At 63.8% G+C, this 16,124-nt stretch carries 17 protein-coding genes; 12 read left to right on the top strand and 5 right to left on the bottom strand.

From position 1 onward, the window contains the following. Nucleotide 1: 1 nt before the first annotated feature. Both G5V57_RS19935 and G5V57_RS19940 read left to right on the top strand, forming a co-directional pair. Nucleotides 2-781, top strand: a complete 780-nt coding sequence (locus tag G5V57_RS19935; protein WP_165169300.1) for an SDR family NAD(P)-dependent oxidoreductase — start codon at nucleotides 2-4, stop codon at nucleotides 779-781. 84 nt (nucleotides 782-865) lie between these two features. Then, the gene (locus tag G5V57_RS19940) at nucleotides 866-2,056 is read left to right on the top strand and encodes a M20 family metallopeptidase (protein ID WP_165169301.1); all 1,191 of its coding nucleotides are present in this window, start codon (nucleotides 866-868) and stop codon (nucleotides 2,054-2,056) included. Between the two features lie 182 nt (nucleotides 2,057-2,238). Here G5V57_RS19940 and G5V57_RS19945 read toward each other — a convergent pair whose 3' ends face one another. Then, complete coding sequence (locus tag G5V57_RS19945; protein ID WP_165169302.1) at nucleotides 2,239-3,396, bottom strand: aminotransferase class V-fold PLP-dependent enzyme; 1,158 nt, start codon at nucleotides 3,394-3,396, stop codon at nucleotides 2,239-2,241. A 104-nt stretch (nucleotides 3,397-3,500) separates the two neighbouring features. On the opposite strand from G5V57_RS19945, the gene G5V57_RS19950 reads away from it, so the two are divergent. The 6 genes from G5V57_RS19950 (at nucleotide 3,501) to G5V57_RS19975 (ending at nucleotide 7,863) form a co-directional block, all read left to right on the top strand. Further along, complete coding sequence (locus tag G5V57_RS19950; protein WP_165169303.1) at nucleotides 3,501-4,418, top strand: LysR family transcriptional regulator; 918 nt, start codon at nucleotides 3,501-3,503, stop codon at nucleotides 4,416-4,418. Nucleotides 4,419-4,547: 129 nt separating this feature from the next. Then, complete coding sequence (locus G5V57_RS19955) at nucleotides 4,548-5,330, top strand: transporter substrate-binding domain-containing protein (RefSeq protein ID WP_165169304.1); 783 nt, start codon at nucleotides 4,548-4,550, stop codon at nucleotides 5,328-5,330. Nucleotides 5,331-5,361: 31 nt separating this feature from the next. Then, nucleotides 5,362-6,078 carry an ABC transporter permease gene (locus G5V57_RS19960; RefSeq protein ID WP_165169305.1) on the top strand — a complete coding sequence of 239 codons (717 nt, stop codon included), beginning with the start codon at nucleotides 5,362-5,364 and terminating at the stop codon, nucleotides 6,076-6,078. Further along, a complete protein-coding gene (locus G5V57_RS19965; protein ID WP_165169306.1) occupies nucleotides 6,075-6,785 on the top strand; it encodes an ABC transporter permease in 711 nt (236 codons plus the stop codon). Before G5V57_RS19960 ends, G5V57_RS19965 begins: the two co-directional genes overlap by 4 nt. 2 nt (nucleotides 6,786-6,787) lie before the next feature. Further along, nucleotides 6,788-7,162 carry a RidA family protein gene (locus G5V57_RS19970; protein WP_165169307.1) on the top strand — a complete coding sequence of 125 codons (375 nt, stop codon included), beginning with the start codon at nucleotides 6,788-6,790 and terminating at the stop codon, nucleotides 7,160-7,162. Then, on the top strand, nucleotides 7,159-7,863 hold the full coding sequence (locus tag G5V57_RS19975) for an HpcH/HpaI aldolase/citrate lyase family protein (RefSeq protein ID WP_165169308.1): 705 nt from the start codon (nucleotides 7,159-7,161) through the stop codon (nucleotides 7,861-7,863). Before G5V57_RS19970 ends, G5V57_RS19975 begins: the two co-directional genes overlap by 4 nt. On the opposite strand, the gene G5V57_RS19980 is transcribed toward G5V57_RS19975, so the two are convergent. Then, the gene (locus tag G5V57_RS19980) at nucleotides 7,844-8,836 is read right to left on the bottom strand and encodes a succinylglutamate desuccinylase/aspartoacylase family protein (protein ID WP_165169309.1); all 993 of its coding nucleotides are present in this window, start codon (nucleotides 8,834-8,836) and stop codon (nucleotides 7,844-7,846) included. The genes G5V57_RS19975 and G5V57_RS19980 overlap by 20 nt on opposite strands. A gap of 191 nt (nucleotides 8,837-9,027) precedes the next feature. Here G5V57_RS19980 and G5V57_RS19985 point away from each other — a divergent pair, with 191 nt between their 5' ends. From G5V57_RS19985 to G5V57_RS20000, 4 genes are all read left to right on the top strand, one after another. After that, a complete protein-coding gene (locus G5V57_RS19985; RefSeq protein WP_165169310.1) occupies nucleotides 9,028-10,788 on the top strand; it encodes an ABC transporter permease subunit in 1,761 nt (586 codons plus the stop codon). A gap of 42 nt (nucleotides 10,789-10,830) precedes the next feature. Then, on the top strand, nucleotides 10,831-12,138 hold the full coding sequence (locus tag G5V57_RS19990) for an AAA-associated domain-containing protein (RefSeq protein ID WP_165169311.1): 1,308 nt from the start codon (nucleotides 10,831-10,833) through the stop codon (nucleotides 12,136-12,138). A gap of 65 nt (nucleotides 12,139-12,203) precedes the next feature. After that, the gene (locus tag G5V57_RS19995) at nucleotides 12,204-12,566 is read left to right on the top strand and encodes a nitrilase-related carbon-nitrogen hydrolase (protein ID WP_165169312.1); all 363 of its coding nucleotides are present in this window, start codon (nucleotides 12,204-12,206) and stop codon (nucleotides 12,564-12,566) included. Nucleotides 12,567-12,597: 31 nt separating this feature from the next. Further along, on the top strand, nucleotides 12,598-13,203 hold the full coding sequence (locus tag G5V57_RS20000; protein WP_165169313.1) for an urea carboxylase-associated family protein: 606 nt from the start codon (nucleotides 12,598-12,600) through the stop codon (nucleotides 13,201-13,203). Nucleotides 13,204-13,212: 9 nt separating this feature from the next. Here the strand turns inward: G5V57_RS20000 and G5V57_RS20005 are convergent, their stop codons facing one another. The 3 genes from G5V57_RS20005 to G5V57_RS20015 are packed head-to-tail and all read right to left on the bottom strand — an operon-like array spanning nucleotide 13,213 to nucleotide 16,121. Next, the gene (locus G5V57_RS20005) at nucleotides 13,213-14,439 is read right to left on the bottom strand and encodes a DUF1688 family protein (protein ID WP_165169314.1); all 1,227 of its coding nucleotides are present in this window, start codon (nucleotides 14,437-14,439) and stop codon (nucleotides 13,213-13,215) included. A 12-nt stretch (nucleotides 14,440-14,451) separates the two neighbouring features. Beyond that, nucleotides 14,452-15,345, bottom strand: coding sequence for a PfkB family carbohydrate kinase (locus tag G5V57_RS20010; protein WP_165169315.1), 894 nt, complete (start codon nucleotides 15,343-15,345; stop codon nucleotides 14,452-14,454). An 11-nt stretch (nucleotides 15,346-15,356) separates the two neighbouring features. Further along, nucleotides 15,357-16,121 carry a glutamine amidotransferase gene (locus G5V57_RS20015; protein WP_165169316.1) on the bottom strand — a complete coding sequence of 255 codons (765 nt, stop codon included), beginning with the start codon at nucleotides 16,119-16,121 and terminating at the stop codon, nucleotides 15,357-15,359. Between the last annotated feature and the right edge of the window lie 3 nt (nucleotides 16,122-16,124).

Below are 16,124 nucleotides of genomic sequence, written 5' to 3' on the forward strand. Positions count from 1 at the left end.
TATGTCCGGTGACATCGAAAACGGTGCCGTCTATCCGAGCCTGAAGGAGCGCAGCGTTTTCATCACCGGCGGCGGCAGCGGCATCGGCGAAAGCCTGGTCGAGCATTTCTGCGAGCAAGGAAGCCGTGTCGCCTTTATCGATCTGGCCGAGGATGCCTCGCGACGCCTGGTCGCTCGAATCGCCGCCAAGGGCGATCCCGCCCCGCATTTCATGCAAGGAGACTTGCGCGACATCGAACGCCTGCGCGCCGCGATCGCCGAGGCGGCGGATCGCAACGGCCCGGTCAAGGTCCTGTGCAACAATGCCGGCAATGACGATCGGCATAAGAGCGAGGATGTGACCGTCGACTATTGGGACGACCGCATGGCGGTGAATGTCCGGCACCAGTTCTTTGCCGCCCAGGCGGTGCGGCCGCAAATGAAGAAAGCCGGCGGCGGCTCGATCATCAATTTCGGCTCCATCACCTGGCTGGTCGGTGATGGCGATTGCCCGGGCTATGTCACCGCCAAGGCGGCGATCACCGGCATGACGCGGGCGCTGGCCCGGGAATTCGGCCCCGATCGCATCCGAGTCAACTGCATGCTGCCCGGCTGGGTCATGACCGAGCGCCAGATGCGCCTGTGGCTGACGCCCGAAGGCGAACGCCAGATCGCCGAGCGCCAATGCCTGCCGGACCGCCTCTATCCGCCCGACATCGCGCGCATGGCCTTGTTCCTCGCCGCCGATGACAGCCGCATGTGTTCGTCGCAGAACTTCATCGTCGATGGCGGATGGGTCTGAGACGGCCTCGTCCAATTAGGACATTCTCTTCATCTGCCCGCTTCTGCTATTTCTGGGGGGATCCACTAGGAATCGAGCAAGCCGATGAATGACCTGTCCGAGTATGCCAAAGCCGCGGGCATCGATGATGCCGAAGTGGCGAAGCTCCTGTCGCAACTTGTGGCGGTGCCGAGCGTCAATATCGCCTTCCGCCAGTCGGGCGACCCGGATGAATGGTTCCATGAGGCACGCGTCGGCGCCGCCATCGCCGACTGGCTGCGCGCCGAGGGCATCGACGTCGAGATCGACATGGTGGCGCCCGAACGGCCGAATGTCATCGCCCGCGTCAAGGGCAGCAAGGGAGCGCCCAGCATGCTCTGGGAAGGCCATCTCGACACGGTGCAGGTGACCGGCATGGCCCAACCCTTCACGCCGCGCGTCGAGAACGGGCGGCTTTATGGCCGCGGCGCCGTCGACGACAAGGCCTGCCTCGTTGCCTTCATGCTGGCGCTGCGCGATCTCGCCCGTGACCCGCCGCCCGGCGATGTGACTTTCCTCGCGGCCTCGGATGAGGAATTCGGCTTCACCGGCATCACCCATCACATGCAGCGTCCCGAGCGCTATGACATGGGCATTGCCGGGGAGCCGACCGAGCTGCGCGTGGTCCGGGCCTGCAAAGGCTGCGTGCGCTGGCATGTTGATGTGCTGGGCCGTGCCGCCCATACCGCCAAGCCGCATGAAGGTGTCGATGCGGTGAAGGCGGCGCGCAAGCTTCTCGATCTCTTCGAGGAAGAGATGAAGGGGCGCACCGAGAACCATCCGCGGCTCGGTCCGGCGACTTTGACCTGCACGCAGTTCGAGGCGGGCGAGGGACCCAACACGGTGCCCTCGCGCACCCGTCTGCGCTTCGACTACCGCTATCTGCCGAGCGAGAGGGGCGCCGAAGTCTGGAAGAGCTTCAAGGCAATTGCCGATAGTCTCGCCGCCGCAATCTCCGGCCTCCGCGTCGAGACGCATGATCCCTTCATCGACTCGGCGGCGATGGATGTCGCGGCGGAGGAGACCATCGTCGGTCTCATGTCGCGGGTCTGCGCCCAATATGGCATCGATCCCGAGCCGGAAGGCGTGCCCTATGGCTCGGATTCGACCAAAATGGTGATGGGCGGCATCCCGACCATCGTCTTCGGTCCGGGCAATATCGTCCAGGCGCATTCGCTCAACGAATATGTCGAGATCGCCCATGTGACCAAGTCGGCGAGCATGCTCGTAGCAGTGGCTCGATCGGTTCAGGTCTGATCATTACATCATCCACCCGTACTTTCCCCTTCTCCCGCGCGCAGCGTGGGAGAAGGTGCCCGATAGGGCGGATGAGGGCTCTCTAGTGAGAGCGGCGGAACGTTCTTAGAGCCCTCACCCGGCCTTCGGCCACCCTCTCCCATTGCTCCGCAACGGGAGAGGGGGAAATATTGGGGACAGTTCTAGAGGGACAATAGGGCCCGCACCCGCGCGCCGATATGAGCGACCTCGTCATCGGCGAGCACATCCATGACGAAGCCGATTTTGTCGCCCTCCTGTATGGCGAGGATTGAGGGGTTCTCCTCTTCGAGCGCGCGCGAGATCTCGCCGGCGGACTTCACCGCCGCTTTCTCGAAGGTCACCAGCAGGCAATTGACCGGCGCGTCGATGAAGCGCTCGTCCATGGTGAAGCATTTGGGCTCGAGCTTGAGACCTTTGAGGCTGGAGAGCTGTTCCTTCAGCATCGCGACTTGCTGCTCATAGTGCGCGAAGCGCGCCGCGTGATCCATTGACAGCCATTCCTCCAGCGCCACCAGAACCGCGATCACTGTCTGCCGGTCCATCTTGAGGGGGCGGCCGAGCTTCAGATACCTGCCGGATTCATAGCGGGTGAAATGCACGTTGCTCACCGCCTCGATAAGGTCTCGCCGGCCCAATATGAAGCCGCCGGCATTGGGACCGCCGAAATATTTTGCGCTGATGCAGACGAGATCGGCGCCGCGGCGCATGAAGTCGCCCATGACCTGGGTCGGATAGTTGAGATAGGCGGCATCGACGATCACCGGAACGCCGCGCGCCTTGGCGATCCGGACGACCTCCTCGAGAGCGAGCGTGCCGGGCTTGCCGTCGAGATGGGCGGGGTGGAGGATGGCGGCGGTATCCTTGCCGATCGCCGCTTCGAGCTGATCGGCGCGTGTACCGTTCTTCGAGCCCACTTCAATGAGCCTCGCGCCGGTCATGCCGACCTGGCGGTCGTATTTGTAGCGATGGCCGGCCTGGATCAGGACTTCGCTCTTCATGCCGGCCGTGTCGGGAAGCTGCTGCGATTTCTCGCCGTCCGTGCCGGCGAGGCAGGCGGCGGCGCCGAGGAAGATCGCGGCAGCGGCACCCGGCGTGATGCGCGCCGCCTCGACGCCGAGGAGATCGGCGATGCGCTCACCGGTCTTGTCGAGAAGCTCCGTCATGCGCACGAACTGTCCGTTGAACGTTTCCGCCGCCGCCCATACGCCGGGGCTGAGCCGTGACCCGCCGAGATCGGTATAAATACCGCAGGCATTGATCACCGGCCTGATGGCGAGGCGGTCGAAAAAGTCACTTCCGGTCTTCCGGGTTGTTGGCATGGCCGATCTCATAGTAGTTGACGTAGAGCCGGCAGAATGTGGTTTTGCCGCGGATCAAACATCGAAAACTGCCGAGGTAAACCTCGTGCGATCGGAGAGGGAAGATGCTGGGACGGGTGAGCGACGCCGATTTGCGTCTGTTGCGGGTCTTCGCCGCGGTGGTCGAATGCGGCGGGTTTGCCGCAGCCCAGGCGCTGCTGAATGTTTCCGAATCCACCATCAGCACCCATATGCATGATCTCGAGACACGCCTGGGTCTGCGCCTGTGTCAGCGCGGGCGCGGCGGCTTCCGGCTGACCGAGGATGGCGAGGCGGTCTCCCGCGCCGCCGGCGAGCTCTTCGCCTCGCTCGACCGCTTTCAGACCAAGATCGCCACGCGCAAGCGGCAGTTGAACGGGCCACTGGTCATCGGCATGCCGGACAATATCATCACCCATCCGGAGTTCCCGCTCTCCGCTGCCCTCGACCGCTTTTATGGCCGTGAGAATGCGGTGCATGTGACGGTGGAAGTCCTGACCCCGCGTGATCTCGAGCGCGGCGTTCTCGATGGAAAATTGCATCTGGCCATCGCGCCGCGCCATCAGCGGGTGGCGGGATTGCGCTATGAGAAGCTTCTGTCCGAGATCAATTACTTCTATTGCGGCCGCAAGCACCCGCTCTTCACCCAGACCAGCCGCAAACCATCACTGGCGGAAATCGCCGGCGCCGGGCTCATCAGCCGCGGCTATCTCTCCAATTTCGATCAGCGCTTCTTCAAGGATGCGCCGCATCACGCCACCGTTTACAGCATGGAGGCCTCGGCGCTCCTGATCCTGTCTGGCCGTTTCGGCGGCTTCCTGCCGTCCTATTATGCCCAGCGCTGGGTGGCCGCCGGCGAGATGAGGCCGCTGCGCCCCGATATCCTGGCCTATTCGCCGGACTTCTTCACCGTCACGCGCAAGGGTGCCGAACTGAGCCTTGCCGCCAAGACTTTCCAAGGCGATCTGCGGGCCGCTTCGGCCGAAATGAAGAAAGGCAAATAGACTGATCGCCCGCGCTTGCTTCGACGGGCGTCGAACCAAACTTCCGCAACTGCTCATATTAACCAGGACCGGTCATCTGGTTTCGTTCGGGTGTATCGACAAGAAGATCAAGCAATGGGGAGACAAGATATGCCGGGAATGAAACATCTCGCTTTGGCAGCGGTACTTCTGGCGGCCACCTCGCTCCAGGCGCTGGCGCAGGAGAAAATCACGGTGGCGACGGAAGCCTCCTTCCCGCCCTTCTCCAAGACGGAAGCCGATGGAACCTATTCGGGCTTCGAGATCGACCTCGGCAATGAGGTCTGCAAGCGGGCCGGGCTCGATTGCGAATGGGTCAAGCAGGATTTCGACGGCATGATCGCGGCACTGCTCGCCCGTAAATTCAACATGGTCTTCTCCTCCATGTCGATCAAGCCGGAGCGCGAGAAGGTCGCCGATTTCTCCATTCCCTATTACGCCACCAAATTCGTCTTCTACGGCAAGAAGGGCGCCTTCAAGGACTTCGCCGCCGATATCAAGGGCAAGCGGGTCGGGGTCTATGCCGGCGCCACACAGGATCAGTATGTCCGCAAGTTCCATGCCGGCGAGCTCGAGCCGGTGGGTTATGAGAATGCCGACCAGATCCATGCGGATCTCGTGAATGGCCGCATCGATCTCGCTTTCGGCGAGCAATTGCCGGCCAACGAGTTTCTTGCCTCGCCGCAGGGCCAGGATTTCGAGGTGGCGGGACCGATCATCGATAATCCGGAAGTGCTGGGCCGCGGCGTCGGCGCGATGTTCGCCAAGGGCGATCCCTTGAAGGCGAAGGTCGACGAGGCGATCCGCGCGATCTATGCCGATGGCACATTCGACAAGATCGAGCAGAAATGGGTCCCCGGCGCCGATATCCGCGCCGACAAGCTCTGGCGGTAATGCGGATCTGGGGGAGCGCTGTCAGTAGAGCATGGACTGGTCTCTGTTTCTGCCGGGAGCCACGGGCTGGGGAGATGAACTCCTCGCCGGCCTGTGGCTGACGCTCAGGCTCGGCCTGACCTCGGTCCTGCTTGGTACTTTTCTCGGCCTTGTCGCGGCACTGGGGGAACTCTCCCGCTTCCGCGTCCTCGCGCGTGCTCTCACCGCCTATAATGTCGTGATGCGCAGCGTGCCGGAGCTCCTGGTCATCCTGCTGCTCTATTATGGCCTTGCCTTCCTCCTTATGGCGCTGCTGCGGCCCTTCGGCATCACGAGCTTCATCGAGGTGAGCCCCTTCTGGGCGGGCACGCTGGCCCTCAGCCTCATCCACGCGGCCTATGCGAGCGAAGTGTTCCGTGGCGCCTTCCAGGCGATCCCCAAGGGCCAGATCGAAGCCGGCCAGGCTTTCGGCATGAGCCGCTTTCTGGTGTTCCGGCGTATCAAATGGCCGGTGGCCTTCCGTCTGTCGCTCGCCGCTCTCGCCAATCTCTTGATGACGACCTTCAAGAACACGCCGTTTGTCTCCGCCATCGGGCTCCAGGATCTCATCCGTGCCGCCGGCGATGCCGGCCAGAACACCAAGCTCTATTTCCAGTTCTTCATCGCCTCGCTGGCGATTTACCTGATCATCGCCGCGCTGATGCAGATCGTCCAGGTGAAGGCCGAGACCTCGCTCTATGCCCATCTGCGGCGCGGATCGTCGTCATGATGCTCGACTGGGAAACCTTCGTCACTTATGTGCCCTTGCTGATCCAAGGCGCGGTGACGACGATCGAGCTCACTATGCTGGTCGCCTTGTTCGGCTTCCTCATCGCGCTGCCGGTGGCGCTCGCCCGCAATTCGGCATCGCGGGCGGCGAGAGCATTCGCCCAGAGCTTCATCTTCTTCTTTCGCGGCGCGCCCATCCTGGCGGTGCTCTTCCTCCTTTATTACGGACTGCCGCAGATACCCGGCATCAAGGAGAGCATCCTATGGCACCTGATCGCGCGACCGATGCCGATCGCCGTCCTGGCGCTGTCGCTCAATTCCGCCGGCTTCCTGGCCGAGATCTTCGCCATCGCCTTGCGCAATGTGGCGGTGGGCGACATCGAGGCGGCGCGCGCCTTCGGATTCGGCCGGGTGCAGACCTTCTTCCGCTTCGCATTGCCGGGGGCGGCGCGGCTCTGCATCCGCGCCTATGGCAATGAGTTGGTCTTCGTCCTCAAAGGCACGGCCGCGGTCAATTTCATCACCATCACCGACCTCATCGGCGCCGCCAATCAGATCTATTTCAACACTTTCGATCCCATCACGCCGCTTCTCGTCGCGGGCGCGATCTATCTCGTCTTTGCACTCCTCATCGTCACTTGTATACGCGGGATGGAGCGCCGTCTCTCGCCATGGCTATTTATCGAGACAAAACTGAAGGAAACGTGATCATGAAGCGCCAGACATTCACCTTGGACAATGCGGAGGGCCTGCCGCTCTCGGATGCGGTGCGCTTCGGCGACATCATCTTCGTTTCCGGCATGGTCGCCTTCGACGACAAGGGGAAAATCGTCAAAGGCGGCATCGCCGCCGAGACCCGCCAGACCTTCAGGAATATCGAACGCGTCCTCGAGAAGGCCGGCGCCTCGCTGGCCGATGTGCTCAAGGTCAATATCATCCTCACCCATGCCGAGGACTTCGACGCCTTCAATGTTGCCTATCGCGCGCTCTTCCCGAAATCCCCGCCGGCGCGTATTTCCATGGTGGCGGGCCTCACCATCGAGGCCAGGCTCGAGGTCGACGTCATTGCGGGAGTGAGTTCATGAAGCGCGCCTTCTGGCTGCAGACCAACAATCAGCAGGCTTGCGAGATCGCGCGTCTCGCCGGCTACGACATGGTGGTGTTCGATGGCGAGCATGGCGTCTTCGATGTGGCAGCCCTCGACCGGCTGGTGCCGTTCTGCGCCGGGATCGGCCTCGAGCCCTTCGTGCGGGTCGGCGAGGCCAGCCGGCCGCAGATCCAGGCGGCGCTCGATATGGGCGCCGTGGGCGTCATCCTTCCGCAGATCGAGGGCCTCGATCACGCGGCGCGTGTCACCGCTTTCGCCAAATATCCCCCGCTCGGCTCGCGTGGCATCGGCTATAGCCGGACCATGAACTACGACGGCGTCGGCCCCGATTACATTACGGCCGAGAACGCCAGACGCCTGTGCTATGCGATGATCGAGACGCCGGGTGCATTCGCCGCCATGGAAGAGATCGCCGCCTTGCCTTGCGTCGACGGGCTTTTCATCGGCCCCGGCGACCTGTCGCTGACCCGCGGCCGCGGCCTTTTCGCAGATACGGCGGCGGACGCGGCCGACCTGAAGCAAGTGGCGGAGACCGCGCGCAAGGCGGGGAAGCTCTTCGCCGCCGCGGGGCCGACCCGGAACTATTCCAAGCTGGCGGCCGGTCTCGGCGCCAGCTTCGTCACCGAGGGCGATGAGCTGACCGCCATGATGATCGGCTTCAAGTCCTTGCTGAGTTGATATTGTCGGCCAGATAGAACACCGCATTGCCGGCCTGCTGCCGGCCCTGGCTCGCCACCGCGACGACCACGCCGAAGGTCGGCGCGTGGATCGGTTCGGCGTCGTTACGGCCTTCTATGTGACCGAGGAGATCGCCTTGCCGGACCTCCGTGCCGAGATCGACCATAGGCGCGAAGCAGCCGCTGGTCCTGATTGTCACATGATGTTCCGGCCGGCCGAGGAAAAGCAGCTGTGACCGGCTCTGCGCGGGAGGTGTCGCCTGGTCGCCAGGGACGACGCCGATGAAGCTCAGGAGATTGCGCAAGCCGCGCTCGGCGACGGCGAGCGATTGCGCGCTTACGCGGCCCGCTCCGCCGAGCTCGGAGGAAATCGCCTTTTTGCCGAGTGCCCGCGCCGCACCCTCCAACGTGCCGCCATGCGGCATATGAGGCGAGGAGGGGACCTCGTCGAATACGATTGCATAGGGTGCGTCGAAGGCGAGGAGCGGCGCCAGCATGGCGTTGTATTCGGGCGAGGGGAAGCGCGCCTGCACATTGGAGCTCAGCACGAATTCATGTGCGTCGCCGCCCGAATGGAGGTCGATCACCCAGTCGACGTGGGGGAGGAGCATCTCTTCGACGAAACCGGCGATGCTCTGCGCGGGCCCTGAGCCCTTCGGCCGACCATAGAGACGGTTGAGATCGCTGCTGTCGCCAGGGGTGAGCCGCGTGCCGGCCCGGCAGGCAAGGACATTGTGGAAGGGCATGAGGATGAGCGTGCCCTGGATCTCACCGGCATCGATCGTACGGGCGAGGCGGGTCACGGCGATCTGGCCTTCGAACTCATCGCCATGAGTGCCGCCCACCGCGAGTACGGCGGGGCCGTCGCCGCGCCGGACAACGGTCAGCGGCAGCGTCAGGTCTTGCGCGAGACGGATATCGAGCCGCCGCGTGCCGGCTTGAGTGAGATCGAGCTGATACGGGGAAATATCCATGGGCTCCTGGCTAGAGAATTGGCTGTTTGTCGAACATGGAGGATTTTTAAAGTGAACATCAGGTCATGTTCTCACCCGTCTTGCGAGCAAGGCCCATATTCCTTGGGTCGGGACCGTTTCGGCGATCCACCTGGGCATAGGGGCGCCATGTTGCTGGCATAGTCTGGGAACCTCCACCGTTGAGGTCTGCGATGAGCCTCTTCTTCAACGATCGCACCCGCCGCAGCGGTCTTGCGGTGCTGAGCCATGTTCGGGTTCTGCCGAACGGCTACGATATTGTCGCCTTCATCCTGGTCATGTCCGGCATCGTGCTGATCGCCCATGGCGCGGTCGAGATGCGCGCGCCGCTCGATCAACTCGCCCGCCAGCCGATCGAGCTCGATCCGGCGCGACTTCCCGAATATGCGCTGCGCACCACCTTGCGCATGTTCGCGGCGATGCTCGCGTCGCTGGTTTTCACCTTCATCGTGGCGACGCTCGCCGCCAAGAGTCGACGCGCCGAGATGTTCATCATCCCGGCTCTCGACATCCTCCAGTCGGTGCCGGTCCTCGGCTTTCTCACCTTCACTGTCACGTTCTTTACCGGCCTGCTTCCCGGCCGGCAGCTTGGCGCGGAATGCGCCGCGATCTTCGCCATTTTCACGGCCCAGGCGTGGAACATGGCCTTCTCCTTCTATCAGTCGCTGAAGACCGTGCCGCGCGATCTCGACGAGGTGAGTCGCGGCTTCGGCCTCTCCGCCTGGCAGCACTTCTGGCGCCTGGACGCTCCCTTTGCCACGCCCGGCCTGATCTGGAACATGATGATGTCGATGTCGGGCGGCTGGTTCTTCGTCGTGGCCTCGGAGGCGATCACTGTCGGCGATACGACGGTCGACCTGCCGGGCATCGGTTCCTGGCTAGCGACCGCCATCACCGAGCGCAATTTCGCCGCCGTCGGCTGGGCCGTGCTCGCCATGGCCATCGTCATCGCGCTTTACGATCAGTTGCTGTTCCGGCCCATTGTCGCCTGGGCCGACCGTTTTCGCGCCGAGCAGGTGGCGAGCCAGGAGAAGCCGCGCTCATGGGTCTATGAGCTCGCTCGCCGCACCCGGTTGATGAAGACCGTCTTGGCGCCCGTCTCTTGGACCTGGCAGCGTCTGCTGCTCCTCCGCCTCGGCGGCTCCGGACCCAGGTTCATTGTTCCGGCCGGCGGCCAGGGCAAGGGCTTCCGGCTCACTGATTATATCTGGATGGCGCTGATCCTGGCTTTGGCGGCCTGGGGAGCGGTGCTCGTCGTGAACTATCTCAAGACGACTTTGGGTTACACCGATCTCCTGGCTGCGTTGGGCCGGGGCCTCGCGACGCTCCTGCGCGTCACCGTCCTCGTCGCGCTGGCGAGCCTCGTCTGGGTCCCGATCGGGGTGTGGATTGGCCTGCGTCCCAAGGTTGCCGGGCGGGTCCAACCCTTGGCCCAGTTCATGGCCGCCTTTCCCGCCAATGTGCTCTTTCCCATCGCGGTCCTGGCCATCGTCGCGGCCGGCGCCGATCCCAACATATGGTTGTCGCCGCTGATGATCCTGGGTACGCAATGGTACGTCCTCTTCAACGTGATCGCCGGCGCCAGCGCGATCCCGACCGATCTGCGCGAAGCTGCCGCCGTCTATCAGATAAAGTCCTGGCCCTGGTGGCGCTATGTCGCCTTGCCCGCCATATTTCCCTTTTATGTTACAGGCGCCATCACCGCGTCCGGTGGGTCGTGGAACGCCAGTATCGTCGCGGAGGTGGCGAGCTGGGGCGATACGAGGCTCGAAGCCTACGGGCTTGGTTCCTATATCGCCAATGCAAGCGTCGCCGGCGACTTTCCGCGCGTGCTCCTGGGGATCGCTGTCATGTCGATCTTCGTCACGCTTATTAACCGCGCGTTGTGGCGCCCGCTCTTTGTCTTCGCCGAGCGCCGCCTGCGCCTTGATTGATCTTGTTCCTGACCGTGACCAGGAAGGCCTGGGAGAAAAGCCATGAACGACGCCATCGCGAGTGAGGCACTCGTCACTGCAAAGGATGTGTGCCAATTCTATGACAAGCCCGCTTCGGGTACGCTGGTCGTCCTCGACAATGTCAATGTGAGGCTCGAACGCAACGAGATCGTCGGTCTGCTCGGCCGCTCGGGCTCGGGCAAGTCTACCTTGCTGCGCGCCATTGCCGGGCTCATCAAGCCGTCGAGCGGCACCATCACCTGCGAGGGCCGTGAATTGACCGGCCCGTCGCCGGCGATCGCCGTCGTGTTCCAGAGCTTCGCACTGTTTCCGTGGCTCACCGTCCTGCAGAATGTGGAACTCGGTCTCGAGGCGCGCGGCGTGGCGCCGGCGGAACGGCGCAAGCGTGCACTCGGTGCCATCGATCTCATCGGTCTCGACGGGTTCGAAAGCGCTTACCCGAAAGAATTGTCGGGCGGCATGCGCCAGCGCGTCGGCCTCGCCCGCGCCTTGGTCGTCCATCCGAAGGTGCTGCTCATGGATGAGCCCTTCTCCGCGCTCGACGTGCTCACCGCCGAGACCTTGCGCACCGATCTGCTCGATCTGTGGTGCGAGGGCCGCATGCCGATCGAGTCGATCCTGATGGTCACGCACAATATCGAGGAAGCGGTGTTGATGTGCGACCGCATCCTCATCTTCGGCTCGAATCCGGGCCGGGTCATCGCCGAAATCCCCGTCGCTCTCTCGCAGCCGCGCAACCGTCTCGACCCGGCCTTCCGCGAGCTGGTCGAGAAGATCTATGTGAAGATGACGATGCGCGATGAGGTACGTGAGCAAAGCGGCATATTTCCCGGCACCGGCATTACTCTGGTCTTGCGCCGGGTGTCGACCAACCTTTTGTCGGGACTCATCGAGGCGGTCGCGGCCCCGCCCTATAACGGCCGCGCCGACCTGCCGCCTCTGGCCTCGAGCCTTCAGCATGAGATCGACGATCTCTTTCCGGTCGCCGAGACCCTGCAGCTCCTGCGCTTCGCCGAGCTGGCGGGCGGCGACATCCAGTTGACCCAGACGGGCAAGCACTTCGCCGAAGGCGGTGTCGATGAAAGGAAGCGCATTTTCGCCCAGCAGCTTCAGGCCTATGTGCCGCTGGCCGCCCATATCCACCTTATCCTCGGTGAACGGCCGGCCCATATGGCGCCGGCCAGGCGCTTCCGCGATGAGCTCGAGGACCACATGTCGGAGATGGATGCGGCCGAGACCTTGCAGACCGTCACCAACTGGGCCCGTTATGCCGAGTATTTCGCCTATGATGAGCAGTCGGACACGTTCTCGCTGGAAAATCCGAGCTGACGGGACCGTCCGGCGGTAAATGGTGGCTCCGACCGCGACTAAAACGACATCCGCATCATCATCGAATGCCCGGGCGGTCGCGGTTCCGGGCGCTCGTTGACAAGGGCGCCAAGGTGATCGCGGCGCCCGCCGCCTTCACGCTTCAGACCGGCAAAGAGCACTGGGAGGCGTTGCTGCGTGCCCGCGCCATCGAGACCCAGTGCTATGTTTTGGCCCCTGGCCAGGAGGGCGCCTATGTCGAGGACGGCAAGACCTATCACAATTACGGCCATTCGCTCATCGTCGAGCCCTGGGGCACGGTGTTGGCGCGGCGTGGCATCGGCGACGGTCTGATCGAGGCGATGCTCGAGCCCGAGGCCATCGAGCGGGCGCGCAATCTGATTCCGCTCGCCATGCACCGCACCATCCGCAGGGCGACCGGCTTGTGAAGGCCGGAGCCGGCCGTGTAGAAGAGCGCGCATGAGCAAGCTGGGGAAAATCACCGTGTCGGCGGGAAAGGGGGCGTTTGTACCTGTCCGCGCCGGCAATGAAGTCACCGTCGTCAATGTGAGCGGCACGCAGGTTGTTGATTTCTGGTGCCTGGCGAAGTCCTCACCGCAGCAATATCTCTCGCTCGAACACTGCCGCGAGGTGCTGGGCAAGATCTACTTTGCGCCGGGCGACGTGCTGGTCTCCGACCGTTATGAGCCCGTCCTCGACTATGTCGCGGATACGGCGGGCGGGCTGCATGACACGCTGATCGCGCCCTGCAATCCTGACATGTACCGGAAATTCGGCCGCCCCGACGGCCATCCGAGCTGCGCCGGCAATTTCCGGGCGGCGGTGCAGGAAGCGGGACTTGTCATCCCCTTCGTGCCGTCGCCCTGGAATCTGTTCATGCGCGCCACGGTCAAGCCCGACGGCACCATCGACTATGCGCGCCCGCCCTTCCTTCCCGATGGCCGCGTCACATTGAGAATGCGAACGGACGCTACCATCATCGTCTCAGCCTGCCCGGACGATTGCTATCCGACCAATGGTGGCGACGGCAGCCCGCGCGATTTCGTCATCGAGATCAGGCAGTAAATCCGAACGTCAGAACGTGGTGCCGTCGCTCACGATATTGAGTGGCGGCGAGCCGTCGGCGCGCTTCTCGCGAGCGATGCGCCGTCCCGCCGCCCAAGTCCCGCCCTCGAGCATCGAGGCGATCGGGAAATGGTCGGCACTGACGCCGAGCTCTTGCCGCACCGGCTCCAGCAGCCGGTCGAGAAGAGCGATGGTCAGCGCCCGCCATTCGACGATCAGCGGCGAATTGACCTCATGTGGCTTGGCCGCCGCGGCCTTGTCCTTGAGACGCAGCACGTCCATGTCGATGAAGAGGCCGCCATTGCGGTATTCGGCAAGGCCGGTCAGCCCGTCCATGGCATCGATCTCGAGGCCGCGCGCGATCAACGGCTCGATGAGTGAGTAGGTGATCCATTGCGACAGCTTGTGGAAGGGTACGAGGCCCGAAAGGGGATCGCCCGTCGTCCGCCAGCGCTCATAGAGCCAGGTGTCTCCGAGTGGCGTTGTGCCGATGGTGAGCCGGCTCGGCCAGATCGTGCCCAGCGTGTCGAGGAGGCGGCGCAGGATCTGTGCCGCTTCGATCCGCCCTGCCGTCGCCTCGCCGGCAAGACTGTCGGCGAGCCCGCCCGGTCGCGGCGCATCGCTGATGGCGAAATGGGAAGCCTGGGCGTAACAGGCTTCGCCTAATCGGTTGAGAAGGGCGACGCGGCCGTCGACACCCGCCAGCGGATTGTCGGGGCTGACCTGAAACGCCCTTTCGAGATCGGCCTTGGTGAAACGCATGAGACGCTCCGCATCGGCGCGCCATGGATCGGACCGATCGTTCGATAAAACGCCGCTGGCCATGAGATGGAAGCTCGCGACGCCTAAGCCTTCCGACGACGCGAAACGCTTGTCAGTACCGGGCTCGGCATAGTGCCAGCGACCGCCACTGCCGGCATCGAGCAGCACCGAGACGATGGCGAGATCCAAGGCGGCGCGCGCTTGCGCTTCCTTGGTGGGCCAGTTGCGTTGCGTCTGCGCCTTCTGCCAGCGCGCGATGCCGCCGGCCTCGAAATGCCGCCAGCGCGAATGGAAGGGCACCCTCAGCGACGGATAATTGCCGCGCGTCACCTGCGCAACGAAACGGGCGACCTTCGGCAGCTGGTCGAGATCGACAGACCAGTGATGGAGCTTGTCCGACAGCCCGTCCGTCAGCATGTGCTCAGCGGCCTCGCGCACGGCGATGGGAGTGAGAAGGGGAGAAGCGTCAGTCATGATTCAAGTCTTTCAAGCTGGGAGGGAAAGAAGAGCGCGGCGCAATTGCGCGAGCGTGGCGCGTGTCGGAAAGGCGGAGAGCGTGCCATGCCGGGTCGCCTTGTCGCTGGCGGCGCTGACACCAAGGCGGGCGGCCTTCTCGGCATCGCCTTGGGCGAGCCATTCGGCGACGAAGGTGCCGGCGAAGACATCGCCCGCGCCGCCGGCCGCGATGGCCTCGACCGTGGGCGCGATTACCGCCACATCGGCCTGTCCCGGGCGCGCGATCCGGCAGCCTTTGGCGCCGAGCGTGATGACGGTGAGTTTTCGCCCGGTTCGGCTGCCGAGCGCTTCCGCCTCGATCTCATTGGCGATGACCAGATCGGCTTCGGGCAGATGGTCGAACCAAGGCTGCAGCGGCGAGGGGTTGAAAGCGATGGCGACGCCCGCCTGGCGCGCGAGCTTCATGGCGTGAAGCGTCGTCTCGAAGCTCAGATTGCCCTGCAGCAGCAGGAGTGCCGCGTCCTTGAGGACGGGCGGGAGGCCAGCCTCGGCTTCCGCCGGTTTGAGGGATTGGGCCTGGAGCGTATTGCTGACGATGACATTCTCACCCCGGATGTCGAGCAGGAGGATTGAGTCGTCGCTTGCTCCCTCGCGCGCGATGAGGCCCTGATCCGTCATGCCTTCGGCATGCAAGGCGGCTCGGATCTTCTCGGAAGTCTGATCGTTTCCGACGGCGGCGATCAGATGCACACTGGCGCCGGCGCGTTCGGCGGCAACTGCCTGGTTAAGGCCCTTGCCGCCGAGATCGGTGATGACCCGCGTCGCGTTGAGCGTCTCGCCGGCTTTCGGCAGCCTGTCCAGATGATAGGTCACATCGAGACAGGCATTGCCGATCACAACAAGCCGGGGGCGCTCGCTGGTCACGGGCGACGACCTTATTTGCCGGTGAGCCAGGCGAGCGACTGGCGCCACAATTTGGCATAGCCCGGCCAGTTGACGAAGCTGGTCGGCAGCCAGTGCGGGCCGATATCGGAGGTCCAGGCCATGGTGCGGCCCTTGCCGTAGCTGCCTGTGACAAGGAGCGGATGGCCGCCCTGATCTTCGGGCAGGCGGGCGATGACCTCGGCCCCGTCCCGGACCTCGACCTCGTTGACGCCGAGCAGCGCCGGCCATGGTCCCTTCAGTCCGGCGACGATCGGATGATCGGGCTTCAGCACTTCGGCGATGATGCCTTCCGGCGCCTCGACGCGGTCGTCATAGGGCAGGCAGGTCACGGGCAGCGCCTCTTCCACCGGCGTGCGCCGCCAGCGGGCGCGGCCGTCGATGCCCTGGAAGGAGAAATAGCCGCCGATCATCATCAGGCCGCCGCCCTGCCGGGTCCAATCGCGGATGAGCTTCAGACGGTTCGGCACCGTCTTGCCATGCAGCCACACATCGGGCGGCAGCAGCAGCGTATTGGCGCCGACATCCGAGATGATGATGGCGTCATATTTGGCGAGCCCGTGCATGGCGAAGGGCAGGCCTTCCGCCGCCTCATGCGCCGGCATGTAGGTGAGGGCAAAGTCGCTGTCCTTCAGCGCGTTGACCAGCGGTTCGGCGCCCAGATGGAAGGTCACGCTCGAAAACGTATCCCAGCCCTTATAGTGGTTCGCCGAACTCACCCAGCTTTCGCCGACGAGCAGCACATTCTTCTTGGTCATTGC

Origin of the sequence: Nordella sp. HKS 07 (assembly GCF_011046735.1) — a bacterium.
Lineage (GTDB): Bacteria > Pseudomonadota > Alphaproteobacteria > Rhizobiales > Aestuariivirgaceae > Taklimakanibacter.